Below are 26995 nucleotides of genomic sequence, written 5' to 3'. Positions count from 1 at the left end.
TTCTCAGGCGACGCTTCTGTCGCATCGCTGTTTTTTAGCTAATGTGGTCAATATCCCCACATCCAGAATCAGGGCCACGCTGCCGTCGCCCAGAATGGTGGCAGCGGCGATACCCGGTATCTTGCGGTAATTCTGCTCAAGGTTTTTGACCACCACCTGATGCTGACCCATCAACTGATCCACCAGTAGCGCATAACGGCCTTCGGCACTTTGCACTATCACCGCGATCCCCTGGCTTACGTCATACTCGCCATGGTGCACATTAAAGAGTTGGCCGAGTTCAATCAGCGGCAGATATTCGTCGCGAATTTGCAGCATGATTTCGCCACCAGTCATACGGTGCATCTCTGCTTCGGAGAGCATCAGAGATTCCACCATGCTACTGAGCGGCAGGACATAAATTTCGGAACCGACGCGCACGGACATTCCGTCAAGGATAGCCAGCGTCAGCGGCAGAATAATACGGATGGTTGTCCCGCGCCCCAGTTCAGAATGGATCGTGACATGGCCACCCATTTCCTGAATGTTACGTCGTACAACATCCATTCCCACGCCGCGCCCGGAGATGTCTGTCACTTTTTCCGCAGTCGAAAAACCGGCGGCAAAAATCAGCATCCAGACGTCTTCGTCGCTGATGTTGTCGCTAATATCCATGCCTTGCGAGCGTGCGCGGGCCAGGATCTTCTCCCGGTTCAGACCGGCACCATCATCAGACACCTGAATAACGATATTGCCACCATGATGCTCTGCCGACAGGGTCAGCTTGCCTTTATCAGGCTTGCCTGCCTCCCGGCGAGCATCAATCGGCTCGATGCCATGATCGAGGCTGTTTCTGACCAGGTGCGTCAAGGGATCGACGATTTGCTCAATCAGGCTCTTATCCAGCTCGGCGCTTCCCCCCACCAGCGTCAGCTCAACGTCTTTATTGAGTTTGCCTGCCAGATCGTGGACCAGACGTGGGAAGCGGCTAAAGACATATTCCATTGGCATCATGCGAATGGACATCACCGACTCCTGCAAATCGCGGGCGTTACGCTCAAGATGAACAATCGTATTCAGCAATGTGTCATGCAAAGCGGAGTCCAGAGACCCGGAGAGTTGCGTAAGCATCGCCTGGGTAATAATCAGCTCGCCAACCTGGTTAATAATCTGATCGACTTTCTCAACCGCCACACGAATGCTGCTGGTCTCGGCTGATTGTGGTCGCGAAGCGCTGCGCGCACGCGTTGTTTCCGGTTTGCTCAGCCTGGCCACCGGTGCGGGCGTCTCTACTTTTGCCCCGACCGGGGTGATGGCAATCTGTTCCGGTTCCAGTACAAAACAGAGCACGGCGAGAATATCGTCAGGCGTGGCAGTCGTCGCCAGCGTCAATTGCAGGCCTTCGTCGCGCTTTTGCACATCGCTGACGCGCCCCAGATTGCTCAGTTCTTCTTCCAGTAACTGCTGCTCTTGTTCTTTAATGTTACTCAAAACGATAAGCAACAGATGCTCCCCGGATGCTGCTGGTGCGGCTGTTAGCGGCGCGGCAACAGGCACAGCAGGCTGTTTGCTTTCGAGCGCAATCTGGCGCAATGCTGCGTAGATATAGTCGAAAGTCTGCGGATCGGGTTCTTCGGAGGATTTATAAGCATCCAGTTGCTCCTGCATAATATCTTTGCTCTCCAAAAACAGGCCTCTGATGGGTTCCGTAATCAGCAACTCTCCGGCACGAACATCATCCAGCAGGTTTTCCAGGATATGCATCGTTTGTTGTAAAACCGTAAAGCCAAAGGTTCCTGCTCCGCCTTTTATCGAGTGAGCCGCACGGAAAATAGCGTTCAATACTTCTTTATCCGGTGCCGTCAGATCGAGTTCCAGCAGATATTTTTCCATATCGGCAAACAGCTCGTCCGCCTCATCAAAAAACGCCTGATAAAAATCACTGATATCCATTAACTGATCTCCTTGACTACTTTTATCGCAGATGTCTTCGCTTTCGCTGCGGGACTCTGACGTTCGGTGCCATTTTTCGTGCTTTCTGCTGAGGAAAGAGGCGTGCTTAACAGCACATCTTCTTGCAGGATCTGCTTCTCTTTCTCAGGGCTTAACACCAGGATACTGATACGGCGGTTGATAGGATCGTCCGCTGCCGAGCCAGGCTGCTGCATGGTGTCCGCGGTACCTATCACTCGCATGAATTTGTTGCTGGCAAGACCCGCACTCACCAGAATGCGTCGCGCGGCATTCGCGCGATCGGCGGAGAGCTCCCAGTTGCTGTAGCCGCGGTCACCGTTGGCATAAGGCAAAGCATCCGTATGGCCGGTTATAATGATGCGGTTCGGCAAATCATTCAGCACAGGTACTAATGCCTGTAAAATATTGACCATATACTCTTCTGGCGCGGGGCGACCGAGGCTAAACATAGGACGGTCTTCACTATCCGTTATCTGAATCAGCAAGCCGTCATCCGTCAGCGAGAGGCGTAAATTAGAGGAAAAATTGGTTAAACGCGGGTCGATTTTAATCAGGCTTTCCAGTTTTTCTTTGGCGTGTTTCAGGTTGGCTTCGTTATACCCGTCCAGCTTCTTCAACGGTTGTTTCAATACTTCCCCCTGCATTTTCAGCAAATCATCGCCCCCGCCGCCCGGGATAACGCTGGAGCTCAGGCTCGATTTATCGCCCTGCGCCAGCGTGGTTTTAAGCGGCATTTTGAAGTATTCAGCAATCTGCTCGCGCTGCTGGGGGGAGGAGTTCGACAGCAGCCACATCACCAGAAAGAAGGCCATCATCGCTGTCATAAAATCCGCATAGGCAATCTTCCACGAACCGCCGTGCGACCCATGCTTTTTGTTTATAGATTTTTTCACAACAATGGTGGAGCCGGTGTTTTTACTCATGGCGCATCACCCGGTGCTGCGCCTGGCGTTGAGGCGGAGCGGACTTCTCGAACGTGCGCTTCAAGTTCGGCAAAAGAGGGGCGGTCGGTCGAGTAAAGCGTTTTACGGCCAAATTCCACGGCAATTTGTGGTGCATAGCCATTAATACTGGAGAGCAGCGTGGTTTTGATGCATTCGAGCATTTTCAGGTGCTCGGCGCTTTTTTGGCGCAGCAAAGCAGCCAGCGGCAGTACCATACCGTAAGCCATCAGGATGCCCAAGAATGTTCCCACCATGGCGTGAGCAATCAGCTCGCCAAGCTCAGCCGCCGGACGATCCGCCGCCGCCAGCGCATTCACGACCCCCATTACCGCCGCAACAATACCAAAAGCAGGCAGCCCATCGCCGATTGAGTTAAGGCTGTGCGCCGGGACTTCATGTTCGTGCTCGCAGGTCTCTATCTCCTCATCCATTAACGATTCCATTTCGAAAGCATTCATATTGCCGCTAATGATCAGCCGCAAATAGTCAACGAGGAAATTCATCAGTTCACTGTCGGCAAGAAGGCGAGGGTATGCGGAAAAGATGGGGCTGTTTTGCGGATCTTCGATATCATTTTCCAGCGCAACGAAGCCCTGCTGCCGACCTTTGGTTAACAACAAAAACATCATTGCCATCAGATCCATATATAAGGATTTGGTGTAATGAGAACCTTTCAATAACAAGGGAAAGCTTTTTAACGTCGCCTTAATCGCTTTACCGTTATTTCCAACAATAAAAGCCCCTACCCCGGCCCCGCCAATAATTAATAGTTCGGTTGGCTGAAATAATGATGCAAGATGCCCACCGCTCAGTGCAAACCCACCAAATACGGTTGCAAAAACTACGATGTAGCCGACAATGACTAACACAGTCACTCCTTAAAAGTTGATTTTTATTACAACCGCTACGGCGTATAAAAGCGAGCGTGCTAAAGCACGCTGCACTCAACCTCGCTATTGTCGGTCACAATAAATATGTGAAACGAATGCTATATTTTTGCGGACATCGCCTCAGGTACCGATTTACGTACCCGGCATTTTTTCATTGCCCGCGAAGGTGGAAAACATAAACTACAGGTAAAATTACTGGTTGCATTTTCAGGCATGGTAATAAAACTTCCGCCACAGGAACAACACTTTGTAGGTTTTACCATTCCCCCTTCAATAAAACGTAACAACGTCCAGGCGCGTGTTAAACCCAACACTGGGCGTTTATCTGTATCAATTAAAATATTATCCAGATACAGACGATAACCTTTGAGCATTATCTCTACGGGACGACCATCTACCGTTTTTTGCAAATAACTATAAATGTTATAAAAGATAGAGGAATGTATATTCTGTTCCCATGCCATATACCAGTCCGTGGAAAACGGCAGCATTCCTTTCGGCGGCGAGCAGCCTTTCAGTTCTTTATAGAGTTTCAGCAATCTTCTGCGGCTCAGGCAGGTTTCACTCTCCAGCACCTGCATTCTTGCGCCGAATGAAATCAATTCCATGGCAATCTGCGCATCTCTGATTTCTGAGATGATACTTTTCTCACTCATAATAATGCCTCTTTCAGGTGATTGAAGACTCTTCCCCGGAAAGAGAATTAAGCAAGTCGGTTGAAAGAATGATGCCGGTATGAATGCGCTGCAACGCTTCAATACGGGAATCTTTAGTCAAACAATCAATGACCACTTCGTTATCAATTCGTAACCGGCAAATAAGCTGCCCGGTTGATGAAAGTTTTATCAGCTGAGGAAGGGTGAGCGCTTTCAGAATATCAATCGTGGAATCATTCAATCCAAGGCGAAAACCAGCAGTAGCTCTGTCTTCCTGAATCAAACGCTGTGCCAGCATCAAATAAGAAAGATTCATGTCACGGATGTACTGCATTGGCTCATCAAAGTTTGTTACATTCATTACCATTCGATCCTTGTAGAAGGCAATAATAATTAATACCTATTACTTCTCATTAACATTAAAAATATAAGTAACCACTTTAATTTCGATGTTTATCAGGGCTGTGAAGTTATTATCAATTTATGACAAAAACCGTCCCAGAAATATCTAAATTCTTTTTTTACCTAATAAACTCTATGCCTGACTAAAGGGAATCTTACGGAATATTCTGTTTATGCCCAGCCACGCCCTTCCAGCCGCGCGCGTAAACGTTTTATCGTTTGGCTATGCAACTGGCTAACGCGCGTTTCGGTAATGCCCAACAAAATGCCAACCTCTTTCATATTCAGCTCTTGCTGATAATAAAGGTTCAGCAACATTTGCTCTCTTTCCGGCAACGCACGAATTTCACGGCTTATTTGTTTTGTTAAATCACCAAGCAATGCATCGTTCATCGGGTCCAGATGATCTTGCTCCATCTCAGGTAATTCAAGGCCATCGGCAAGCAAATCCTGTAATTCATCCAGTGAGCAGAGCAGACTGGTATTTGTTTCGGCTAATATCTGCTGATATTCCTGCACGCTAATCCCCATTTCCGCCGCCACATCAGACTCGGTTGCTGTACCGCCAGTGCTCTGCTCAACGCGGGCAATAGCGGCTGATACTTCGCGAGTCTGACGCCGAACGCGGCGTGGTACCCAGTCATGCTCGCGTAACTCATCCATAAAGGCCCAGCGTAAACGCTGTGCGAGGTAGACATTTAATTTCACACCCTTTTTCGGATCAAATTGATCTATCGAATCAAGAAGAGCGATTGCGCCAGCCTGGATAAGATCGTCAATATCAACACTGGAGGATAATTTTGACTGCATTTTCAGTGCTTCATACCGGACCAGATAACCATATTTAGCCCATAACTGATCTTTCTGAATTGTCCCTTCAGGACTATATATACCATTCACTATTACATTTTCCGGGATGATAACAATAGAAATAAATTATTATTCATTACCGCTAAATCAAATAGTCTGATAAGCGCCCGTAAAGCGAAACATATTGCGTCTTTATCGGGCGCGAAGCATTCTACTTAGAAACTACTCCACTCTTCTTCATGCTTTGGCGCAGCAACGTAGTCACGTTTAGCTGAAGCAATAACCGGCTGAGGCGCATATATTTCTCTTTCGCCTGCAGAAATGTGGCGCGCGTTGACAACAAATTGAGAAACCATTTGATTCAGATTACTGGCATGTTCTTCAACGTGTGTTGCTGTATTTGCGGCGTTTTCTACCATTCTGGCATTTTGCTGCACGACCATGTCCATTTCATTTACCGCTTGCGCAATCTGATTAATACCGATGCTCTGCTCATCCGATGCGGCAGTAATTTCCGCCATGATATTAGTGACCTGAATTACTGATCCCACGATTTCCTGCATTGAGGTTCCAGCCAGTTCGACTTCCTGGGAACCGGTATTCATATTCGCCACACAGGTATTAATCAGCTGGCGAATCTCTTTCGCCGCATCCGCGCTGCGCTTCGCCAGGTTACGTACCTCACCGGCAACCACCGCAAAACCACGACCTTGTTCACCCGCACGGGCAGCTTCAACCGCAGCATTCAGTGCCAGAATATTTGTCTGGTTGGCAATACCGTCAATGACGCTGTTGATGTCTGCAATCTGGCGAGAGTTAACGATAATCTCGCTCATAATCTTGCCGAGGTTACTCATCACTTCCCCGCCTTTTTGCGCGCTGACGCTGGCGCTTTCCGCCAGTTGTTTTGCACTATGGGCGTTGTCGGCATTCTGCCGGACAGTAATTTTCAGCTCTTCCATGCTTGCCGCAGTCTGCTGGAGCGCTGAAGCCTGCTGCTCTGTACGCGCAGCGAGATCGTTGTTATCGCTGGCAATTTCCGCCGCATCAGTATGAATTTTCTTCGCGCCGTTACGAATACCGTAAACCGTATTGGTGAGGGACAGGCGCATCTTTTCTGCTTCAGTTAACACGCTGCCGATCTCATTTTGCGCGCCAGGCTCAATCTCCTGACTCAAATCGCCACTGGCAATGGTTTTAAACGCCGCGTTAGCCTGTTTCAGGCGGTTAAACATCGCGGCTTTCAGCCAGAGTTGCGCCCCCAACCCACAGATGACAGCGACCAACAGAAAAATAACGGACAACAGCATCATGTGCCACGAATTTTGCTGCGATGCCAGATTAAAGCTATCCAATAACGCATCAGACTGTGCCTGATACTCGGCGACCTTCTCTATCAGCGCCGAACGCTGCTTCGCATCTTCTCGTATATCATTGGGGTAACTTGCAGGGTTATTGATGTAATTAATTTTTTCCTGCGAGGTTACCAGTATGCTGTTCAAACGTTTCTGGATAACCTGCGCGATAATTTTCTCTTTTTCCGTTTTAAAAGGCGTGGACATAAATAAGTCCATCTTCGCTTTTGAATCGGCAAAGAGCGTTTTGGCACGGCTAATATCCGATGCGGCAACGGGTTTATTGAGCAACGTTGCCAGCATAGAGGCATTCACCTGAGCCATGCCGTCAACCATATCAAGTACAGCTTTATCTAATCTGCTCGAATTATCATTCGTTAGTATGGTATCTTCAAAATTTTCTTTCGTTAACCTTGAACTGGTTATGCCATACGCTGACAGCACCACAATACCAGCAATTAATATTCCGAGAAGGATATTCATCCCGGTTGATATTTTTAATTCTTTAAACATAATTAAAACCTGAGTATTAATTAAATTAATGAAACATTAATGATTAAATGTTTCATTGCGCGTTCTCCTTCAGCAAGTTCCTTTATGCAAAACGGGCTCGTCACATCAGAGCCCGCTGGGTCAGCCTACAACCTTGAAGATAGAGAGTTGTTGCATTGACTGGAAAACCGTCATTGAAGAGTTCAGAGCGAATTCCGACATGGTGGATTGCGATAATAACGAGATCATCGAATCCCAGTCAGAGCCTAATGTTTCCTGCAAACGGCTTTGTACCTGAACATTTTGTGATTCGGCACTAAAACCGAGGGTTTCAAGCTGCTGCATATTCGTCCCCACTTGCGCGCGGACCTTGCCAAGATTATCAATATTCTTTTTAACGGAGATATTTACGCTATCAAGCGTATCCTGCAAATCCTGACGTTCTGCGTCATTTGTTACAGGCTGATTCAATTTATTAATCGCGCTATCCAGCGCCTTAAACAGATCGTCAGTGCTGCCGCTCATAAAAATATCGCTGCCAACATGCCCAACCTGCATCTCATTTTCATCAGACACTTTTTGCGTCATTGCGGTGTCGCCACCAACATAGCTACCGTCTTTTTGAAAAGGTGCAGAGCCTGTTTTATAACCCGCGAAGATATAACGCCCATCGCTGTTTTTCGAATTCGCCAGGTCGAGAAGATTGTCCCTAATCCCCTGTAACTCTGTTGCCAGCGACTGGCGGTCGGCATCTGAATAAGAGCCATTTCCCCCCGCGACAATTTTTTGGCTTAAATTTTCGCTCAGCAGATTGGCGACAGAGTTCAGCGTATCGTCCTCCTGGCCAAGGGCATCCTGCGCATAGGTACGCGCAGTCTCAAACTGGCTCATGCGGGATAACGCACTTTGTAACGACACAGCCTGGGAAGCGCCTGTCGGATCATCAGACGGCGTCAACAGCGTTTGCCCGGCAGAGAGACGCGACGACAGGTCGTTGTAGCCGTTCATGGCTTTTGACATGGTATCTAACTGATGCTGATAGAGATAACTTGTGCTAAGACGCATCATTTATTCCTGATTATGATTTGCCGCCCGCACACTGCGGGCGCGCGGTTAACGGATACTTAAAATGGTGTCGAACAGCGTCGTTGCAGTCTGAAGCACCTGCGCATTCGCCTGATAATATTGCGAGAACATCTGCAAATTGACGTACTCTTCCGTCATATCCACACCCGTGACGGATTGCTGCTGGAGCGACCACTGGTCGTAAACTTTTGCCGAGGTTTCCAGATCGCCTTTCAGCGAACTCACCGAAGAACCAACGCTACTGACCAGCGTGGCATAAGCGCCGGATAAGGTCTTATTACCGACGATTTCTTCATCTTTGATGGCAATCATATCCAGCAGGTTGGTGTTATCGCTCTGATCGCTGGGATCGGGCGACTTCGCCGCCGCAATCTGATCGCCATCAGTAATAGCCACACTTATATTGTCTGCGGCACCATCAACGGGATTGAGCGTGAAGCTATCGCCTGGCTGCGGCGTACCGCCCGGCATGATGGCTATTCCGTCAAACTGCAATTCACCATTGCTGCCAATCGTGGTCGGAACGGCACTCCCGTCGCGGGTGGTTACCGACCAGTCACTTTGGCCCGGTCCGTTATAAACCAGCTCATAATCCTGTGCTTTTACCGATGGGATATCGCTAAAGGAGACGCTCAGCGAACCATTTCCGCTGTTGCCGGTATTGCCTACGGCCTGAGGCGTGCCGATATCAAAAATATCGCCCCCCTGGTTACCGTCCAGATCGTAGCCGTTGCCGTTCACTTCATTGAATTTATTCGCCATCTGCAGCGCCATCTGATTGAGCTGATCGCGCGCATTTTCCAGATCTTCATTGCGGAATTTAAACAACCCGCCAAGTTCCCCGCTGGTCGCGTTTTCATCCAGCGGTAAGGCATTACCTGAGGCATCAACATACGAAACCACCGTCTGCGCCGGGTTTTCTTTCGAAGCGCTTGCCTGAAGCTGATAAGACTTACTGCCGCTCACCAGCGCCATACCATTGGTCATAGAAACATCAACAGCACCGGTTTCTTTATTTTCGGTAACTTTGATGCCCATTTTCTGACCAAGCTGGCCCAATAACTGATCGCGCTGATCGAGCAAATCGGCTGGCATACCGCCGGTCTGGCCGTGAATCTTTTCGATTTGCTTATTCAACGTTGCCAGCTGTTTGGTATAGGAGTTGATATCATCAACCGTCTGGCTAATTTGCGTGTTGGTGCTTTTCTCCAGACCATTTAATGTTTTACTGTTGGTACGGTACTGATTTGCGATAGCGCCAAGCTCAGAGAGCACGCCCTGGCGTGCGGCCGGATCGACGGGGTCTTTACTGACGGACTCCATCGCCTCAAACAAACTGTCCATGGTGGTGGAAATATTGTTTGTCGAATCGGCGAGCATGTTATCGATTTGACTGACCTGCTCGTAACGGCTATTCAGGGCATAAAATTCTGTCGATGCGCCGCGTACCTGGTTGCTAATAAAACCATCATAGGCGCGCTGTACGTCTCCGACTTTTACGCCGTAGCCGAAGTAGCCATTATTTGTGGTTTTACCACCCGCTTCCCCCAGAACAATATTCTGACGGTTATAGCCGACCGTTGTCGCATTTGAAAGGTTATTACCCACCACGTTCAATGCGTTCTGTGCGGCACTTAGCCCATTCTGGGCCAAATTGATTAAATTCATGAATTGTCGACCATTAATAAAGAGAAAATATATTAAAACTCTCGATTAAAACATTGTTCTATATATTATATCGGCCCGCTAAAAATTCACTAAAGGCCAGCCGTTAAAATAGCGAAGAACTATCGGAAGAATAAGCATTTGCCGCCTGACTGACATTACTTTTCACCTGATGAATAATGCTAATTAATTTCTTCGCATATGCCGGGTCGGTCGCATATCCAGCGGACTGTAGCGCTTTCGCTGACTGTTCCGCTGACCCGGTATTTCTTACATTTTTATAACGTGGGCTATTACTTATTAACGAAGTATAATCTGACAGCGCTTCGGAATAAGAAGAATAAACTTTAAATACCGCTTTAACTTTTTGTTTGACGCCGTTTTTATATTCCGTCGTGGTAATTTCCGTTGTTTCGCCATCCCAGTTCGCCGTGGCTTTCACGCCAAATAAATTATGGCTTGGCTTACCGTCGCTGGTCTGGATCTCACGTTTCCCCCAGCCGGATTCCAGCGCAGCCTGCGCCACAATCAGCTGGTGCGGAATACCGCTATCGCGGGAGACTTCAATTGCCGGGGCGAGAATGCGCGAAATAAAACCACCGCCTCTACCCGCTGCCGCTTCCGTTAACTCATGAACCGGCGACGCTTTTGCCCGGGTTTCTTCAACCTTACGCGCCGTTTCGTCCTCGGTTTGCCTGACCATCTCCTCCGGCAAGCGCATCGGCACACCGGCAAACTGCACGGGCTTTTTGTGGCTCGCCGGGCTAATTTCCAGGGGGATTTCCTGAGTCGCTGTGACATTATCCGTGGCGCTCGTTTTCTTACCGAGCATCTGCGAGACCATCAGATCGGCAAAACCCATTTTGCCGTTATCAGCAATATTTTGTGCCAGCTGCTGGTCAGACATTGAGGTAAACATTTCCGACTGTTGATTGTCGAAAATGCCGCCTTTAAACGACGCCTCGCGCATGCTTTTCAGCATCATCTGCACGAACAGACCTTCCATCTGTTTGGCGGCAGCTTTTATCGACTCCTCAGAATCCCCACTTTTGACGTCCAGTTTCAGCTTATCGAGACTGCGCGTATCAAACGCCGCAGACCTGCCTCCCCGATACAACGCCGCGCTGTTCATTAGTTAATCTCCAGTCGTGCATGCAGGCAGCCCGCCGTTTTCATGGATTGAAGGATAGCCATCAAATCATTCGGTGAAGCACCCAGGCCATTCAGCGCTCTGACCACACTGTTCAGGTCAGTACTGGTATTAACGCGTTGCAGCGAACCGCCCTGCTCACGCACGGAAACCTGCGTGTTCGGCGTTACCGTGGTTTGCCCGCCGGCCAGCGGCGTGTTGGGCTGACTGACCTGATTGGTTTGCGCAACTTCAACCGTCAGATCGCCCTGCGCAACTGCACAAGAATCCAGCGAGACGTGGCGGTTCATGACCACCGAACCGGTGCGCGAGTTAACAATGATGCGCGCATCGCCAGCATCAACACGCAGCGGCAGATCCTGAACTTCTGCCAGGAAGCGAACGCGCGCTGCGCTGTCTAAAGGCGCACGTAAGATAATGGTACGCGCGTCCTGCGCAACGGCAGCCCCGCTAAAGCGGCGGTTGATTGCATCGCTGACCTGCTGCGCAACGGTGAAGTCGTCTTTATGCAGTTGCAGCTTAAGGGTATTTTGCCCGGCAAAATCAGACGGCACTTCGCGCTCCACGGTACCGCCATCGCTGATGCGCGCGCCGTTAAGCTGGTTCACCTGAACCCGGCTGCCGCCCCCTTGTGCGCCCGCGCCAGAAACCAGCAAGTTCCCCTGCGCCAGCGCGTAAATCTGGCCGTCAGCGCCTTTTAGCGGCGTCATTAACAGCGTACCGCCGCGCAGGCTTTTCGCGTTCCCCATTGAGGAGACAACAACATCAAATTTTTCACCCGAGCGCGCAAACGGCGGCAGATCGGCCGTGACCATAACCGCCGCAACGTTTTTCAGCTGCATATTCACCCCTGCCGGTACGGTAATACCGAGCTGGGAAAGCATATTGTTCAGGCTCTGAGTGGTAAAAGGCGTCTGCATGGTCTGGTCACCCGTACCATCCAGGCCCACCACCAGCCCGTACCCCATCAGGGAGTTAGCACGCACCCCCTGTATTGAGGTGAGATCGCGAATACGTTCGGCATGCGCGCCTGTGGCGATTGCAAATAACGCCAGAAAAAAGGTTAAAAATGCAGTTTTCATTTCAATCAATCAAAAAGGAGAAAGGTTAAGGAACATACGCTGCATCCAGCCCATCTGCTGCGCTTCGTTGATATAGCCGTTACCGACATACTCAATACGCGCATCCGCAACCTGGGTTGAAACAACAGTGTTATTGCTACTAATTGTGCGTGGATTCACGACACCGGAAAAACGGATAAACTCTGTTCCCTGATTAATTGCAATTTGCTTTTCCCCCACAACGGCGAGGTTGCCGTTTTGCAGTACCTGTTTAACCGTCACGGTCAGCGTACCGCTGAAGGCATTTTTTGCCGCTGCGCCACCTTTACCCGCAAAATCATTTTTACCGCTGATGGACGCATCCGCTTTGCCGCCGCCAACAAGGCTTGCGAATATCGACGGCGCGGCATCAACGCCAATATCCGTTGAACCATCGCGCGAAGCCGATGAAGACGAGCTTTTACTGGCGCTGACGTTTTCTTGCAGCAGGATCGTCAACGTATCGCCGACGTTTCTTGGACGCCGGTCTTCAAACATTGGCTGATAACCATAATTCATCGCCTGCCCTGTCTGGAAAATGGCGCCATTAACCGTGGCCGGCGCGGCGGGCGCAGGCATCGCCGTCGTTTCACCCGCAACCAACGGTTGCTGTGGGATATAAGCACAGCCAGAGATAGCGAAAGTCAGTAAAAGGGACGCCGGGATGCGGCGAAGCATACGTACAGAGCAAGGATGATTGGTCATTTCATTCACTACAGATATTGCAGCCGCGAGTATCGCCTCGCGGCCTGGGATCAAAGTTGTGTCAATCGCTGAAGCATTTGGTCAGATGTTGAAACCGCTTTACTGTTAATTTCGTAGGCGCGCTGGGTCTGGATCATATTGACCAGCTCTTCCGCCACGTTAACGTTCGACGTTTCTACATAGCCCTGCTTCAGGGTGCCCGCGCCGTTTAAACCCGGCGTGGATTCGTTCGGCGCACCCGACGATTGCGTTTCTCGATAAAGATTCTCACCAATGCTTTCAAGGCCAGAATCGTTAATAAATGAGCTCAGCGTCAGCTGTCCTACCTGCTGTGGCGCGGTTTGCCCCGGCACGGTGACGCTCACGATCCCATCGTTACCGATGGTGATACTCTGGGCATCCTGCGGGATAGTGATGGCAGGCTGCACCTGATAACCGCTGGAGGTCACCAGCTGGCCATTCTGATCAAACTGGAACGAGCCATCGCGCGTATAAGCGGTAGTGCCGTCCGGCAGCTGAACCTGAAAGAAACCGCCACCTTCGATAGCAACATCTTTGCTGTTATTCGTTTGTGTCAGGCTGCCCTGGCTGTGAATGCGCTCGGTTGCCACCGGACGAACCCCTGTCCCCAGCTGTAAACCCGACGGGATGGTGGTCTGTTCGGAAGACTGCGCGCCTGGCTGGCGAAGCGTCTGATAAATCAAGTCTTCAAACACAGCGCGCTGGCGCTTAAAGCCATTGGTACTGACGTTTGCCAGGTTGTTGGATATCACATCCATATTGGTTTGCTGGGCTTCAAGGCCGGTCTTTGCAATCCATAAAGAGCGGATCATTTTTTTCTCCTTAACGGTTTTTAACTGGCGCTCAATAACTGATTGGCGTTGCGTTCATTGTCATCAACGGTAGTTATGACTTTCATGCTCATATCGAAACCACGCGCGGTTGCTATCATGTCCACCATTGATTTCACCGGGCTTACATTGCTGCTCTCCAGCATGCCGGGCATCACTTTTAACTCAGGATCGGCGGGCAGCGGCGCGTTACCACCCTGTCCGGCAACGTGAAACACACCGTCGTCGCCATTCACCAGCGAACCTGGCTCGGCGTTAACCAGTTTCAATCGCCCAATCTGTGCCAGCGCTGAAGGTTCATCTCCGGCGCCCAACGCTGAGATGGTGCCGTCCGGCGCAATCGTCAGTTGCGACTGCGGAGGAACGGTCAGCGCCCCGCCATCGCCCAGCAGCGGCATACCACGCACCCGAAGCTGACCTTCGGCATCGACTTCAATGTTGCCGTTTTTGGTATACCCTTCGCTGCCATCAGGTAGCTCAACCGCCAGCCAGCCATTCTGCGGTAACGCAACATCCATACTGCGCCCCGTCGGATTAATCGCCCCCATGGTGCCATCACTCCAGGGCGTGGATTCCGTGACCATCGTGCGGGTCTCTATCGTTGGTCCCTGCACCGGAATAGCACGGTAAGCCGCTATCTGGGCGCGAAACCCATTGGTGGAGGCGTTAGCCAGGTTGTTGGCCGTCACCGCCTGGCGGTTAAGGGCTGCATTCGCCGCCCCCATTGCGGTGTAAATAGCGTGATCCATGAGGCGTTACCTATTAACCGAGGTTAACCAGTGTTTGCAGAAGCTCTGACTGGGTTTTGATAGTCTGTGAGTTGGACTGGTAGTTACGCTGGAAAACAATCATGTTGACCATCTCTTTACTCAGATCCACGTTAGACGCTTCCAGCATGCTGCCCTGCAAACTGCCCAGGTTGCCGGTGTCGGCAATACCCACCGCTGGCTGACCGGATTCCGGCGTTTCAGACCAGCAGTTGTTCCCCGCCGACTGCAAACCGCCAGGATTGGTAAAGCTCGACAGAACAACCTGGCCTAATAACTGCTGCTGGCCGTTGCTGTAAGAGGCAACTATTTGGCCGTTGTCACCCACGCTGTAGCCGTTCATCAATCCCGGCGGATAACCAGTGGTGCTCGGGCTGTCCATGGTGTTTTCGGACGCCTGCTGTGAAAGCCCGGAGAGATCCAGGTCGAAGTTGAGCGCGGCACCGCCCTGGTAAGATACGCCCTGCACGTTCAGGTCAGCCGGGTTCGTCACCAGTTTGCCGGAGGTATCAAACTCAAGATTGACCTGGCCTGGCGTTGCAGATGGCGCAGTGGAGTCGATGGAGTATGCGGACCATTTGTTGTCGGCGGTTTTTACGTAATAAACGTTAATAGCATGCTCATTACCGAGGCTATCGTAGGCATTGACCTGCGTGGAATAGCTATAGGTATCGCCATCTTTGGGATCGAAAGGCGTTTTCTGGACAACTTCAGAACCGGAGTCCAGGTTGCCAGAGACAGAACCGGCATCGGAGGCGCGCGCTGGCATCTGCCCGGTCGGGATCTGAATTGCACCAACCGGTGAGCCCTGTTGAATAGACGGAGGAGTACCCGTTGCCATATAACCGGTCAGGCGCATGCCCTGGTTGTTGACGATGTAACCATTCTGATCGGTTTCAAACTGGCCGTTACGACTGTAAAAGACGCGTCCGGCTTCTGTTACCATGCGGAAGAAACCATTTCCCTGGATACCCATATCCAGCGCGCTGCTCCCTGCGCCCAGAACACCATCGCTGAAGTTCTGGTTGACGCCTGCAACCTGCACACCCATCCCGACCTGCGAACCGGCGAACACGTCGGCAAAAGCAACGGAGCCAGATTTAAAACCGACCGTTTGTGAGTTCGCGATGTTGTTACCCACAACATCCAGTGCCTGCGAAGAGGCGTTTAATCCACTAAGACCTTGAGAAAAACCCATTGATTACTCTTCCTGTGCGTTATACGCACCAAACTGAAATAAAACACATCACTCGATAAGGTATACTTCGCCAAGTGAAGCGGTACCGTTCACACCCAGCTGCAATACTGCGCCAGTGTTGGTAAAGGAGACGCTCTCCACTTTTGCCGGCTTCAGCGCCGTGATGCCCGGCGTGCTGCCATCGGCATTGGTGGTGGAGAACGACACTTTGAATGTCTTGTCGGCCTGCGCGAGCGGGTCGGCTGGCTGGAAGTCTGACAAGTCGTCCAGCGAGTACTGATGCACTCCCGCTTCTACATTGTTCAGCTTCGCGCTGTAGGCATTGCCTTCCGCGTCGGTCAGCGTAACGGTGACTTCATCTGCTGCACTGTTAAGCGAGAAGCCGACTTTTTGATCGCTATCGGTTGCCGTTGACACCACCGGATCGCCTTCGACCATAATGTCGCGGCCAACCCATTGGGCAGAGTTCATCTGCTGCATACTGGAGACCAGCGTTCCGACGCTGTTCATGGTGCTGTTTAATTTCTCAACACCCGCCGCGGTATTAAATTGCGCCAGCTGTGAAGTCAGCTGACTGTTATCCATTGGGCTTGTCGGATCCTGGTTTTGCATCTGCGCCACCAGCAGCGTCATAAAGTTATTCGTGATATCTTCCGCCGACGAACCGGTGCCTATATTTGAAGAACTGGTCGTGCTGGCCGTACTGGTTGTGGCGGACGTATTTGCCGAACCAGAGGTACTACGCGTCGTCGTGCTCGCGTTTGTCATCAAAGGTGAAATAGCCATTTATTTATTCCTTACTGGCCTAACGTCAGCGTTTTCAGCATTAAGGTTTTCGCTGAATTCATCACTTCAACGTTCGCCTGGTAACTGCGGGAAGCAGAAATGGTGTTAACCATTTCGCCCACGACATCAACGTTTGGCATATGGACATAGCCTTTTTCATCAGCCAGAGGATTCGACGGTTCATATACCAGACGATCCGGATCGTTTGATTCCGTTACATCGCTTACTTTTACCCCGCCAATTTCCTGGCCGGGGGCGTTATCAACATTAAATACAACCTGGCGAGCGCGATAAGGTTTCCCGTCAGGACCGGCAACACTGTCGGCATTTGCCATATTACTGGCACTGACGTTGAGTCTTTTGGACTGCGCCGTCATCGCCGAACCTGAAATATCAAATACACTAAACAACGACATGAAATTTATTAACCCTGATTAATCACGCTCATCATATTTTTAATCTGAGAGCCGAGGAGAGTTAAACTTGACTGATATTTAACGTTATTATCAGCAAAATTAACGCGTTCACGATCCATATCTACTGTGTTTCCGTCAGCGCTGGGTTGATCGGGAATTCGATAAAGTAATTGCTGATCGTGCATTTTAGGCGCTACACCCGGAATATGTTTTCCGGATGTTAAAGACAATGTTAATGAATTAGTACTCTGGGTATCTTCTGACATTGCATTTTTCAATTGTTGTGAAAAATCAATATCTCGCGCCTGATAACCCGGCGTATCGGCATTAGCAATATTCGATGCTAAAATATCCTGCCGTCTCGACAACAGACTTAATGCCTGTTGCTGAAAACGAAATTCATTATCAAGTTTATCCAACATGATACGACTCGCTTGGTAGCTAATGTTTACGAGGCATAGTCTAAGAGACAACCAACTAAATCTATACCTTGAAAATCTGTCAGAAGTAAGCGCTATTGTATAATTCATCCGCAAACTGCTCTGCGGAATAATTATTGCCTTCATATATAGAAACAGTGATTTAGTGAAATAGCGGCAGAAGTGCGCGCATATACCACAACGATAAATTGCGTCTGTGTATTACAATTAAAGAAATTCGCTCTCGTTTATCTCTTTATATATACAGAAGGTTACCCGCTGAATGCTGAAGCTTCTCTTGCGAACACGCTGCATTTTATTAACGTTATGTTGTTCATTTTTCTTACCTGTGCATGCGGCAGAGTTTAATGATTTGCGCTCCAGTATTGCTAACCTGTTGGCGGTAAATAACAAAGAAGATAACCAGCCAGCGTTTCACATCGAAATACTGACACCTGAAAAAAAGCTTGCAGATTTATGTTCTGCGCCCGATCTGCGTCTCTCTGGACGCCCTACCCGCCTGACCGGTAATCGCAGCATCATCGCGCGCTGTGATAATAAGCAGCAGTTCATCCAGGTGCGGGTAAGCGCGACCGGGACCTACTGGGTTGCGACCAAAACCCTGGCGCCGGGCGAAACAATCAATAGTACAGATATCCAGCCCGTAACCGGTGAGCTGGACAACCTTCCGACCGGGCTGATTCTGGATGCGCAAAAAATTACGGGCACGACGCCGACACGGATTATCCAGCCAGGACAGCCGCTAACGGAGCGTCAGTTGCGCCGCCACTGGGCAGTGCTGGCGAACCGGGATGTTGATATTACAGCACCAGGAGAGGGTTTTATGATCCATGCGAAGGGGAAAGCGCTGGAGAATGCCGCAATAAATGACACACTCAGAATACAGACCCGGACCGGGCAAACCCGGATTGCAACCGTCACAGGAGAGGGGAAAGTAACAATTAACATGGCGAACTGATTTCAGTTTTATTTTCCCCGTGCCGATAGTTTATGTATAGAGCAACAACATCTCATACACGGTTAGGATCAGTATGAACATTGAACGTACAAATCAGGCACGCCCTATCCAGGCAAGTACTTTGCAGCAAAAAACGCATACGCGTGCGCATAGCTATGACGTGGATAGTTCAGGGAAAACAAACGCTCAGGACGCCGGAACTCAGGTCAAACTCAGTCAGCTGACACAACAGTTAAATGCTGACAGCAGCCACGATGTTGACACAGAGCGCCTCGCCGAGATTAAAGCGAAAATGGATGCAGGTGAACTTCATCTTGATAGCGACAAGATCGCCAGCGCTCTGGTGCGCGACATTTTTCGATTCTCATAATCCCTATATGAATACATGATGGAAAATTTACAGGTTGTACTGAACAAGCTTTATACCCTGCTGGACGAGCTGGAAACCACGCTTACCGAGGAAATCCGCCAATTGAGCCATGCGCAGATCAATCCGATCTCGCTGCAAATCATTTCGGATAATAAAAGCCGCCTGCTGTCATCAATTAATTTCTATGATGAGCAGCGTAAGCGGGAGGAGAAGCAGTCAAACCTTGCCTCTCCTTATACACAGCAGCCGGAGCTGGCAGCACAGTGGGAGAGTATTACCCGCGTGGTAAAAAAATCTAACGAGCTGAACCAGAAAAGTTATCAATTGCTTGAAATGCACATGAAGAAGGTTAACGACTTCAAAAAGATTGTTAAGCAAACGGCTGTAGCGGGTTCACTGTATGGACAAAGCGGGAACCATAACAGTGATGGTTCAGTTAATGCTTATCGCATTTCCGTGTAGGCTGCCTGTACAAAATTGTTTGCTCTGCACTACTTTTCCACACCTGCATCAGGAACTGGATGGGGTATCACCTTCTCCAGTTCCTGAGCATGATTTATCGGTCTTTGCACCGCATTCACTTTGCCTTTCTCTGTGGCGCTCTTTTAGTGCTTAACACTGCGATGCTTGCATAATTGCTGAGCTTTGCGAAAAGACGCTATTCCACGTAACCGCTGATATTTTGCTCTTTGATGAAGGAGCTTACAGGTGCGTTGTTTGCATTAGCCGGTTATGTACGCTGCCCGTTGTTTAATTCACCTTGTATCGCTTAGCGAAGGACATTTGCGCCTGCGGGCAGAAGGATGTATGCGCTTCCTGCAACCAGGGGCGTTTCCCCGCGCCGCTGCCGGGCTTCACTCTTGCGGGCTTTATCAAAAAACGCTTTTAGTTTATTAGTAAGCTGCACCTGCTGGCAGGACTACTTTCCCCTGCTGCCGAGATTCACTTTTGCGATGTTCTTATCAAAAAAGCGTCTCAGTTCATCATTACACGGCGCCATTGTTACCCGGTTTTCAGTTGATAGCTCTTCTCTGGACCCGGTTTCACCCTACATATTCACTGCATTAAGATTCCCAATAATTTATGCGCGCCGCGATGCCTTTTCTGTCACCACGGCCCCGCAGTTTGCTCCCTGGTGTATTCATAGCCATCCTCAAAGCCAGACCACATAGCCTTAACCAAGGGCAGAGCCATGCCTGGGCCAGCGCCAGCCGACGTTATCTTCTGAGGTACTGACAACGAAAACACATAATCCAAACATGAAATAAAGGAAATGAAGTTTTTCTCAAGAAATATATGTCAAAATGTTTCAGTGAAATCTTTAATGGGCGAAAAGAGCGTCGCATTAAACAGTAAAACGGCAAGTTTAGATCCTTTTTATCCGGTTAAAAACTCTGCAAAACGTGATTTATCAGAACTAAATAAAAAAATGTTAATGATTCGCAGTGGACATTTGCCACTTTTTAGAAAAAAACGAAATATCCGCCAAAAAAAGGGTATTTACTAAACAGTAAAAAATGGAGAGAATACGTTCAGGCCATACATCAAGACGATTTACCGGTAGTTCTGAATGGTGCATTGGCAATATATCCCTCCCAATGAAAGGCAGATTATTTTTTGTTAGCCCCTTTCGGGATGGCCGGTGACATACCTCATTACTGACCAGATTAAACAGTAATCCTGGTTGTCATATGTGATCTAAAACCACTTTTCGATTGCCACCTACGGGTGGCATTTTTTTTGCTTTTTTTCAAAAAGTTAACAATAAAAAATCAATAAATAAAGACATATAAAATAATGGCATCGCTGCATTATGTAATTATAAAAACATGTTAAAAAAAAAGCATAAATTCATAATACAGAGAGTGAGCTTATTATTTATCAAGAAAAACTAACACCATATCAATAATGCATGATATTAATTTTTAAAACAGAATCTATTAAAAATAGTTAGCAGATGTTCACGCAACATCTGCCGTTTTATTCTTCTTAATATTCATGAACTGCGATGCAGATGATTATACTGCGCACTTATTTTCATTCGCTCCAGATGCACACGCTCTGAACACGAGGACCAGGCAGAACAAAGATTAATCCATTGTTATATAATGGAATATTGAAAACTCTATTGATAAACTCTCTCTCCGCCAGCGAAAAACTTCACTACGGCATTATTCACCCTCAATAACCGGATTTAAAAACCATGTTAGACAAGAAAATCAATATTATTATCTGAAACAACATCATTCCACGGTAAATGCCGCCAGTTTTTCTTCTTCCTGCTCATCGGTCCACAGACGAGTGTAATCGGGCCAGCTTTGGGGAAAACAGTGAATGCCACGTATACAGGGGGAAGCAATCAGGCGATAACGCTGAGCAAATAACGGCACCAGCCTGCGCCGGGCAATTAAAAAATGCATCAACCGCAGAATGCGTTGTCGATAAAGCGTTTCACGCCCGGCATCGACGCGATCCAGCACCTTTATCCCTCGCAACCAATTTGCCTGCCCCCAAAACCAGGGGAGCATGACGCTGTGACGAAAACGCTCTTCAAGAGTGAAAGCATCATGCTGACCGAAGCGCATAAAACCCAGGCAGATATCCTGCTCTTCCCAGCTTTTATCCTGCAGCAACCAGTGTGTTACGCTAACAGGCGTAAGATTGACCTTACATCCGCGATATCTGAGGCTTTTCGCCAGTTCGTCTACCAATAGCTTCATATCGGTGGAGCGGAAATAGATAAGGTTCAGGGTGACGGGTAATAGCGCCTGTTTCGGGAAATCTTCAGGCGGTTCGAGCCAGTCGGGTAACGGCACCATATCTTCTGAACGCGCCTGCAATATCAGGCTAAGTGAGCGCGTAATTTGCCTGATAACCGCTTGTTGATCCTCGCTTAATCCACCACGCGAGTGATTAAATGATAAAAAGTAATAGGCATCGGCACTGTCTGCTGCACTAACAGATTCCGATGCCAGTACCGAGCGGGGCGTATCCATTCGAACCACTGCTGGCATTGGCGCGCTGCTTAACGGTGTGTTGTAAACAATCTCAGCTGCCTGTGGTGTTTCGCCATACCATGTCGCCGCACGCGTAAGGATCAAACGTGTATTAGAATGATCGCTCAGGCGAAACGGCCCCAGCCCGACAGTGCCATTTTGCGGATGAGCCAATGCATATACCGGATTAGCCAACCGATAACACAGCATTATATCAGGCTGTTTCAGCTGCATGATTATCGTATGCCCTTTTAACGACACAGATAAAACATGGGGTAACCCAGGTCCGCCCGTATAACGCTGCAATGTTCCCAATAATTGCTCTGGCTGGACTAATTCACCGTTATGCCAGATTAACCCTCTGCGCAGAACAAAGCGCCACTCTAATCCGTCTTCACTGACCGTTATTGTATGTGCGAGGCCTGGCTGTGGTTCTATACGCTCAGGAATATGCCGGGTAAGCCCGGCGTGAACCATTTGCAAAATATGACGCCCCGCACGGTCGGTATGTATTGAGGGTACTGGTGCAAGTAACGGACGATAAAAAGAAATAATGTAGCGATAACCGTCACTGGAATATATCTGGTCAACCACGCCAGGAGATTTTTGCGCTTCCGGCGAAGGATATTCACCGGCTAGTAATGTTTGCAGCGCAGCGGTATTCATCCGGCATTGCAACACGCCAAGCGCACCGCGTCCCGGGCGTGAGCTCCATACCAGCCAGCCCTCCTCTTGCATTTGATGTAATAGGGTTCTCGCATAACGCGCGGTGCATGCTAACGTATCGGCAATTTGCGCCAGCGACAATTCATGACGATGAGTACTGTAGCGTGTTAACAATCGATTATATCGACGCAACAGGCCACTTTTTTTAAATGCGGAATTATCGGTCATTGTTTTTTACCGTGATTACGCGACTAAGCCAGAAACAAACAACACGAGTTCGAGCAAACACAAATATATTGCCCGTGCTATGAATAATAGAGTAATTAGCGATGAATTAACGCGTGATTTTTCTGAATTTTATTTTTCAACGATATTAATGTCAAAAATGTTTCAGTGTGTAATTGGCAACGAAGAAAAACCTTACAGACTATTCATTGCAAATTTTTTGAGAATGAGATGATACTTACGAGCCATTTTTTGTAAGCCGACTGGCTTAGCTTTCAAATTCTGAGAAAAACCGGAACTCTTTTCCATTAAAAATATCCCGGTTTATATACTTCACAATCCTGGCTTTAATTGAAGGCATCCAGCAACGGTAAAAATGCGGTTTTACTGAGGGTTACATTATTATTCCCATCGGCAAGCGTCGCTTTTCCGCCATCTGTGATATCAAAAAAACGGGGACTGACACAGATCAGTAACGCGTCCTCATTATATTTCAGAACTGAACCTTTTTCATTTGCTCCATCAATGCGACAAACATCACGATAAGCATTAAAAAGTGAAAAGATAGACTTTAGCTTATCCCATGTTTCGCCCGTTTGCGCGTCAAGTGGTGCCAGTTTGTTTACTAACGATTGCTTCAGATATTCCTTATCCGATTTATTTTCGATCAAGCTTTGCGCTTCCGTAAGAGTAAACTGCCGATCGGCCATTATCTGATCGCACCATAGTTTTACTAATACGCTCACTTCATAAGGCTGGATATCTCCACGCTCAATCTGTGAAGCGAATGCCGGATCTTGCTGAAGCTCAGAATTTAGTTGCTCCGCTCTCCCGGCAGGCAGACTAATACGAAACATATCATTGACATTTTCCCGCTTCTCCATTGCCGAAATAACTGTCTGACAAACCTGCGCAATTCTGATTGCGGGTATTTTTTTTATACTCCATGCACCACCGGGCAATGACAACTCCGCTTCATGAGATGATGCGACATGGTTACTGATATTATATTTCGTCGATGGTCTGAAAAGAGGACGCATAAGATTTTCAACTGAATTTGAAATACTACGAAGGCAGGATAAAAAGCCGTTTTTGAAGCCAACAATTGCTTTACCACCAATTACCAGGCCCTGGTGATAGGCAGCGGCAAAACCAATGTTATGCGAACCACCATTTCTCATAGAATCAGGCAAATGAAAAATCATTAATCACTCTTTATTTTAAAATTATTATTAAGTTATACAGGTGCCTCAAATTGCTTCAAGGCACCTGATAATTCAGGCTTAGTCAGGCATCAGTTGCGCAATTTGCCCCACCGTCAAAGCGTTAGAAAGTTGAGAATCCTCAAGAACTACTCCGTACTCTTCCAGGTGCATTAGCAAATCAATCATTTCAACCGAATCCATCGCTAAATCATTAATTAAACTATCGTCAGCTTTAATATTTTGCGGAAGCGTACCATTAACCTGGTAGATGAGGTTGCATACCAGTGTTAATTTTCTGCTGATGTCTTCGCTACTCATACTTATTCCTCAAAGCCAGAGCTAATGGAGCCAGTGCTGAGCCTACGATGATCTTTGGTATTTACTTCAAACGGATTGAACTGTTTAACAAAGTTATTGTTCGGTGCACTAACACGGCTAAACGGATCGATTGTACGGTTCGTGGTATATACAGGATGAGAGGTATAATTACTGTTGGTCTCTTTCATACCTTTCAGAGGCTGGAAGAAATCTTTACCGTAGTTAATATTAGTTCCCATCGCGTTATTACGCACTTTGGCACCGTTCATACCGCTTCCTGGCTGCCCCGCAGACTGTTCGTTTTGCTGAAGCTGATCATTCGCCCGCTTTTCCCAGTCCGCGATCGTCTGCGTTACGCGGCCTTTACCTCTCGTCGGGGAAGTTACGGTTGCGTTATTCGCATCAGGGCCAGACATGAAGTGCTCCTGAACGGCCGGCTGCTCCAGCTCATTCGCTTGTTTTTCCTGAGCCGGGGAGGATTGCATGACGCGACCGTTTCCTCTTACCGGGGAGGTAATGGTTACGGTATTTGCATCAGCCCCCTGCATGGCTTGCCTCTGAACAGCCGTAATCTCCTGAGCATTCACGCGATCTCCCAGACCTGCTGGAGATGGCATGACGCGACCATTACCTCTTACCGGAGAGGTAATAGTTGCGGTATTTGCCTCAGCTCCGTCCATGATTTTCCCCTGAACGGCTGACATTTCCTGACCATTCACACCTCTTTCCCGATCGGCTACAGACTGCATGAGACGACTGTTACCGCCCATTGCGGAAGAAAGATCTGCAGAATTAGCACCTGCTCCCTGCAAAGGCTGTTCCTGGACTTCATCAGCATTAGTCGCCTGTATATTTGCACCCTGCGGTCTGATAGCCGGAGCATCTGCAGCGAACTGCAGACGTGACGTACCAGTAAGCGTCGCGGTTTCAGCCGTTGTGAATGCCTGACTGGTCGCAAACTGAGTCGATGAGAAACCAGTTCCGATAGTATCCTGCGAAGCCCCTTCAATCTCAATGGCAGAGCCATCCAGGGTCTGCATCGCTACCTGGCCCACAGCAGACTGTTGCTGCTGTATCTGATCGGAAAAGAAAGCGCCCGACTCAGATAATGAAGGGGAAGCCGGAGGGGAACCCATTTCGCTGACCAGATCGGATAAGGCATCAGCAACCTGACGGCTTACGTCATAAAGGCTCTCAGTATCATCAGCTTGTAGATCTATCAGCTCGTTATTACCGAGTTGAGTTTCTACATGATCATTCCCGCTAGTTTGCGGAGGCGTCAGCAGCTCATCTAACAGTCCTGTCGAGATTTGCACTGACTGATCTGCGTTGAGTTCTGATGCACCAGCACTATCTCCATCCACGAACGGATCGGTTGCAATATCTACGCCTTTCCCGGCGCGTTCTGTCTGAGTGCTGGCAAAATCCATCGCGCCCATAAAATCAGTCTGCGTGCCCTGGGTCGTTGTTGACGTTTTGAGCGTATCGCTATCACTATTAGAAACGCTTTGTACCTGAGGCAGAACACGATTCATATAATCTCTGATTAGCCCGGCCTCAAACTCGTTCTTCGGCGGATTTTTCAGAAGTTCGATACCAAAATCGAAAGCATTGGTCGCGGGTTTTGCCGCACCGGCTGTTTCTGCAGATGCACCATTCGCCGTCGCCGTTGCTGTAGGCCCGGCAATAGTAATATTAATTGGCCCGTGACCCGGACCTCCCGGAAGTGAGAACTGAGTACCGCTGTCAGGACTTTGAGGGGGTACAGGAGCGTCCGGAGTATCCATAACTGGCGATGCGGGATTATCCGGCCCGGCAGCTGGCTTCGCTTTATCCGCCTCAGTATCATAATGAATAAGCGTCTTGGATACGGCGGTACAGGTATGCTCAAAGAAGTCAGCATATTGCCCCATGTTGACCCAGGATACATTTGGGCCCGTCAGGAACTGAATTTGTTTTTCCAGTACTTCCTGACAAGCCAGCATGCTGCTGTTGAAAATCATTTCATCAGCAACAGTATCGCCAAAGCCAGTATGGTTCTGTCTCCATGCTTCGCGGCAGTCTTCGGTAAAGCTAGTAATGAATTTGTTAAGTGAAACTTCCCCATACTTCATAAGCAATAAGCTGAGGTTATCTGCAACTTTGCTTTCTTTTTTAGGGTTACCTTTTGCGTCAACCAGCTTCTGGCAAACTTTATTAAACGTTGCTTTATCCTGCGGTAAGATGTCTTTGCCAATGATACCAAGCAGCGTTTTAAGCGGTTCGGCCTGGCGGCTGAGTTTGGCTTCCTGCAACGCCTTAGGCAGCCCCTCATGTGCCATACTCCTGACGTGTTGCTGCGCCAAATGCGTCTGACCTGGAGCTTTATGAAATTGCGACGCAGTGGTCTGTTGGCTGCTGACACTGGAGATATTACTCATCAACGGGCTCGTTTGAACACTTGTATTTTGAGCTTTATCCGCGCGCTCTGCATTTGTCCAGGTTATATGGCTTCGATTAGCAGCATAAATATTTCCGCTAACATCCATCAATATTCTCCTCAGTATCTTTATTCGGTAAAGAGAAGCAACTGACAACAGGCGCAGTGCTCC

Annotated in this window: 26 protein-coding genes; 4 read left to right on the top strand and 22 right to left on the bottom strand. The window is 48.8% G+C overall.

The features are described 5' to 3' along the window. Window positions 1-3: 3 nt before the first annotated feature. From cheA to flgB, 18 genes are all read right to left on the bottom strand, one after another. On the bottom strand, window positions 4-1932 hold the full coding sequence (gene cheA / locus ACTU3N_RS05180; RefSeq protein ID WP_443085069.1) for a chemotaxis protein CheA: 1929 nt from the start codon (window positions 1930-1932) through the stop codon (window positions 4-6). Beyond that, window positions 1932-2876 carry a flagellar motor protein MotB gene (motB, locus tag ACTU3N_RS05175; RefSeq protein ID WP_443085068.1) on the bottom strand — a complete coding sequence of 315 codons (945 nt, stop codon included), beginning with the start codon at window positions 2874-2876 and terminating at the stop codon, window positions 1932-1934. The genes cheA and motB overlap by 1 nt, the downstream gene beginning before the upstream one ends. Beyond that, window positions 2873-3766, bottom strand: coding sequence for a flagellar motor stator protein MotA (gene motA, locus ACTU3N_RS05170; RefSeq protein ID WP_443085067.1), 894 nt, complete (start codon window positions 3764-3766; stop codon window positions 2873-2875). The genes motB and motA overlap by 4 nt, the downstream gene beginning before the upstream one ends. 119 nt (window positions 3767-3885) lie before the next feature. Then, on the bottom strand, window positions 3886-4443 hold the full coding sequence (gene flhC / locus ACTU3N_RS05165; RefSeq protein WP_443085066.1) for a flagellar transcriptional regulator FlhC: 558 nt from the start codon (window positions 4441-4443) through the stop codon (window positions 3886-3888). A gap of 13 nt (window positions 4444-4456) precedes the next feature. Beyond that, entirely contained in the window at window positions 4457-4804 is a 348-nt protein-coding gene (gene flhD / locus ACTU3N_RS05160; protein WP_443085065.1) for a flagellar transcriptional regulator FlhD, read from the bottom strand. A gap of 212 nt (window positions 4805-5016) precedes the next feature. Next, complete coding sequence (locus tag ACTU3N_RS05155; protein WP_443085064.1) at window positions 5017-5745, bottom strand: RNA polymerase sigma factor FliA; 729 nt, start codon at window positions 5743-5745, stop codon at window positions 5017-5019. Between the two features lie 125 nt (window positions 5746-5870). Continuing rightward, window positions 5871-7523: a methyl-accepting chemotaxis protein gene (locus ACTU3N_RS05150; protein WP_443085063.1), complete on the bottom strand. Its 1653-nt coding sequence runs from the start codon at window positions 7521-7523 to the stop codon at window positions 5871-5873. Window positions 7524-7643: 120 nt separating this feature from the next. Next, window positions 7644-8570 carry a flagellar hook-associated protein FlgL gene (flgL, locus tag ACTU3N_RS05145; RefSeq protein WP_443085062.1) on the bottom strand — a complete coding sequence of 309 codons (927 nt, stop codon included), beginning with the start codon at window positions 8568-8570 and terminating at the stop codon, window positions 7644-7646. A gap of 45 nt (window positions 8571-8615) precedes the next feature. Further along, window positions 8616-10256, bottom strand: a complete 1641-nt coding sequence (flgK, locus tag ACTU3N_RS05140) for a flagellar hook-associated protein FlgK (protein ID WP_443085061.1) — start codon at window positions 10254-10256, stop codon at window positions 8616-8618. A gap of 103 nt (window positions 10257-10359) precedes the next feature. Then, entirely contained in the window at window positions 10360-11385 is a 1026-nt protein-coding gene (flgJ, locus tag ACTU3N_RS05135) for a flagellar assembly peptidoglycan hydrolase FlgJ (protein WP_443085060.1), read from the bottom strand. Then, on the bottom strand, window positions 11385-12485 hold the full coding sequence (locus tag ACTU3N_RS05130) for a flagellar basal body P-ring protein FlgI (RefSeq protein WP_443085059.1): 1101 nt from the start codon (window positions 12483-12485) through the stop codon (window positions 11385-11387). Before ACTU3N_RS05130 ends, flgJ begins: the two co-directional genes overlap by 1 nt. Window positions 12486-12494: 9 nt before the next feature. After that, complete coding sequence (locus tag ACTU3N_RS05125; RefSeq protein ID WP_443085058.1) at window positions 12495-13208, bottom strand: flagellar basal body L-ring protein FlgH; 714 nt, start codon at window positions 13206-13208, stop codon at window positions 12495-12497. A 50-nt stretch (window positions 13209-13258) separates the two neighbouring features. Beyond that, the gene (gene flgG, locus ACTU3N_RS05120) at window positions 13259-14041 is read right to left on the bottom strand and encodes a flagellar basal-body rod protein FlgG (RefSeq protein ID WP_443085057.1); all 783 of its coding nucleotides are present in this window, start codon (window positions 14039-14041) and stop codon (window positions 13259-13261) included. Window positions 14042-14061: 20 nt separating this feature from the next. Continuing rightward, complete coding sequence (locus ACTU3N_RS05115) at window positions 14062-14808, bottom strand: flagellar basal body rod protein FlgF (protein ID WP_443085056.1); 747 nt, start codon at window positions 14806-14808, stop codon at window positions 14062-14064. A 13-nt stretch (window positions 14809-14821) separates the two neighbouring features. After that, on the bottom strand, window positions 14822-16024 hold the full coding sequence (flgE, locus tag ACTU3N_RS05110; protein WP_443085055.1) for a flagellar hook protein FlgE: 1203 nt from the start codon (window positions 16022-16024) through the stop codon (window positions 14822-14824). 48 nt (window positions 16025-16072) lie between these two features. Then, entirely contained in the window at window positions 16073-16810 is a 738-nt protein-coding gene (locus ACTU3N_RS05105; protein WP_443085054.1) for a flagellar hook assembly protein FlgD, read from the bottom strand. Window positions 16811-16821: 11 nt separating this feature from the next. Then, the gene (flgC, locus tag ACTU3N_RS05100; protein WP_443085053.1) at window positions 16822-17226 is read right to left on the bottom strand and encodes a flagellar basal body rod protein FlgC; all 405 of its coding nucleotides are present in this window, start codon (window positions 17224-17226) and stop codon (window positions 16822-16824) included. An 8-nt stretch (window positions 17227-17234) separates the two neighbouring features. Then, complete coding sequence (gene flgB / locus ACTU3N_RS05095) at window positions 17235-17648, bottom strand: flagellar basal body rod protein FlgB (protein WP_443085052.1); 414 nt, start codon at window positions 17646-17648, stop codon at window positions 17235-17237. A 280-nt stretch (window positions 17649-17928) separates the two neighbouring features. Between flgB and flgA the strand changes: the two genes are divergently transcribed. From flgA to ACTU3N_RS05075, 4 genes are all read left to right on the top strand, one after another. Beyond that, complete coding sequence (flgA, locus tag ACTU3N_RS05090; protein ID WP_443085051.1) at window positions 17929-18624, top strand: flagellar basal body P-ring formation chaperone FlgA; 696 nt, start codon at window positions 17929-17931, stop codon at window positions 18622-18624. 73 nt (window positions 18625-18697) lie between these two features. Then, the gene (gene flgM, locus ACTU3N_RS05085) at window positions 18698-18994 is read left to right on the top strand and encodes a flagellar biosynthesis anti-sigma factor FlgM (RefSeq protein WP_443085050.1); all 297 of its coding nucleotides are present in this window, start codon (window positions 18698-18700) and stop codon (window positions 18992-18994) included. 15 nt (window positions 18995-19009) lie between these two features. Continuing rightward, on the top strand, window positions 19010-19456 hold the full coding sequence (locus tag ACTU3N_RS05080; RefSeq protein ID WP_443085049.1) for a flagella synthesis protein FlgN: 447 nt from the start codon (window positions 19010-19012) through the stop codon (window positions 19454-19456). Window positions 19457-20267: 811 nt separating this feature from the next. Further along, window positions 20268-20501 (top strand): hypothetical protein, encoded by a 234-nt coding sequence (locus ACTU3N_RS05075; protein WP_443085048.1) that lies wholly within the window; start codon window positions 20268-20270, stop codon window positions 20499-20501. Between the two features lie 736 nt (window positions 20502-21237). On the opposite strand, the gene ACTU3N_RS05070 is transcribed toward ACTU3N_RS05075, so the two are convergent. The 4 genes from ACTU3N_RS05070 to ACTU3N_RS05055 form a co-directional block, all read right to left on the bottom strand. Further along, a complete protein-coding gene (locus ACTU3N_RS05070; protein WP_443085047.1) occupies window positions 21238-22884 on the bottom strand; it encodes an SgrR family transcriptional regulator in 1647 nt (548 codons plus the stop codon). A 344-nt stretch (window positions 22885-23228) separates the two neighbouring features. Next, complete coding sequence (locus ACTU3N_RS05065) at window positions 23229-24086, bottom strand: hypothetical protein (protein WP_443085046.1); 858 nt, start codon at window positions 24084-24086, stop codon at window positions 23229-23231. A 78-nt stretch (window positions 24087-24164) separates the two neighbouring features. After that, window positions 24165-24404, bottom strand: coding sequence for an acyl carrier protein (locus ACTU3N_RS05060; RefSeq protein WP_443085045.1), 240 nt, complete (start codon window positions 24402-24404; stop codon window positions 24165-24167). Between the two features lie 2 nt (window positions 24405-24406). Then, entirely contained in the window at window positions 24407-26932 is a 2526-nt protein-coding gene (locus tag ACTU3N_RS05055) for a hypothetical protein (RefSeq protein ID WP_443085044.1), read from the bottom strand. Window positions 26933-26995 lie beyond the last annotated feature (63 nt).

It is taken from the genome of Vagococcus sp. WN89Y (assembly GCF_052220145.1).
GTDB lineage: Bacteria > Pseudomonadota > Gammaproteobacteria > Enterobacterales > Enterobacteriaceae > Kosakonia.
This window is presented reverse-complemented; position numbering and strand designations above follow the sequence as displayed.

Excerpts from the sequence above, each read along its gene's own strand:
- cheA (WP_443085069.1), bottom strand. The coding sequence starts at position 1,932 with ATGGATATCAGTGATTTTTATCAGGCGTTTTTTGATGAGGCGGACGAG.
- motB (WP_443085068.1), bottom strand. The coding sequence starts at position 2,876 with ATGAGTAAAAACACCGGCTCCACCATTGTTGTGAAAAAATCTATAAAC.
- flhC (WP_443085066.1), bottom strand. The coding sequence starts at position 4,443 with ATGAGTGAGAAAAGTATCATCTCAGAAATCAGAGATGCGCAGATTGCC.
- flhD (WP_443085065.1), bottom strand. The coding sequence starts at position 4,804 with ATGAATGTAACAAACTTTGATGAGCCAATGCAGTACATCCGTGACATG.
- ACTU3N_RS05150 (WP_443085063.1), bottom strand. The coding sequence starts at position 7,523 with ATGTTTAAAGAATTAAAAATATCAACCGGGATGAATATCCTTCTCGGA.
- flgL (WP_443085062.1), bottom strand. The coding sequence starts at position 8,570 with ATGATGCGTCTTAGCACAAGTTATCTCTATCAGCATCAGTTAGATACC.
- flgK (WP_443085061.1), bottom strand. The coding sequence starts at position 10,256 with ATGAATTTAATCAATTTGGCCCAGAATGGGCTAAGTGCCGCACAGAAC.
- flgJ (WP_443085060.1), bottom strand. The coding sequence starts at position 11,385 with ATGAACAGCGCGGCGTTGTATCGGGGAGGCAGGTCTGCGGCGTTTGAT.
- ACTU3N_RS05130 (WP_443085059.1), bottom strand. The coding sequence starts at position 12,485 with ATGAAAACTGCATTTTTAACCTTTTTTCTGGCGTTATTTGCAATCGCC.
- ACTU3N_RS05125 (WP_443085058.1), bottom strand. The coding sequence starts at position 13,208 with ATGACCAATCATCCTTGCTCTGTACGTATGCTTCGCCGCATCCCGGCG.
- flgG (WP_443085057.1), bottom strand. The coding sequence starts at position 14,041 with ATGATCCGCTCTTTATGGATTGCAAAGACCGGCCTTGAAGCCCAGCAA.
- ACTU3N_RS05115 (WP_443085056.1), bottom strand. The coding sequence starts at position 14,808 with ATGGATCACGCTATTTACACCGCAATGGGGGCGGCGAATGCAGCCCTT.
- flgE (WP_443085055.1), bottom strand. The coding sequence starts at position 16,024 with ATGGGTTTTTCTCAAGGTCTTAGTGGATTAAACGCCTCTTCGCAGGCA.
- ACTU3N_RS05105 (WP_443085054.1), bottom strand. The coding sequence starts at position 16,810 with ATGGCTATTTCACCTTTGATGACAAACGCGAGCACGACGACGCGTAGT.
- flgC (WP_443085053.1), bottom strand. The coding sequence starts at position 17,226 with ATGTCGTTGTTTAGTGTATTTGATATTTCAGGTTCGGCGATGACGGCG.
- flgB (WP_443085052.1), bottom strand. The coding sequence starts at position 17,648 with ATGTTGGATAAACTTGATAATGAATTTCGTTTTCAGCAACAGGCATTA.
- flgA (WP_443085051.1), top strand. The coding sequence starts at position 17,929 with ATGCTGAAGCTTCTCTTGCGAACACGCTGCATTTTATTAACGTTATGT.
- flgM (WP_443085050.1), top strand. The coding sequence starts at position 18,698 with ATGAACATTGAACGTACAAATCAGGCACGCCCTATCCAGGCAAGTACT.
- ACTU3N_RS05080 (WP_443085049.1), top strand. The coding sequence starts at position 19,010 with ATGATGGAAAATTTACAGGTTGTACTGAACAAGCTTTATACCCTGCTG.
- ACTU3N_RS05075 (WP_443085048.1), top strand. The coding sequence starts at position 20,268 with ATGAAGTTTTTCTCAAGAAATATATGTCAAAATGTTTCAGTGAAATCT.
- ACTU3N_RS05070 (WP_443085047.1), bottom strand. The coding sequence starts at position 22,884 with ATGACCGATAATTCCGCATTTAAAAAAAGTGGCCTGTTGCGTCGATAT.
- ACTU3N_RS05065 (WP_443085046.1), bottom strand. The coding sequence starts at position 24,086 with ATGATTTTTCATTTGCCTGATTCTATGAGAAATGGTGGTTCGCATAAC.
- ACTU3N_RS05060 (WP_443085045.1), bottom strand. The coding sequence starts at position 24,404 with ATGAGTAGCGAAGACATCAGCAGAAAATTAACACTGGTATGCAACCTC.
- ACTU3N_RS05055 (WP_443085044.1), bottom strand. The coding sequence starts at position 26,932 with ATGGATGTTAGCGGAAATATTTATGCTGCTAATCGAAGCCATATAACC.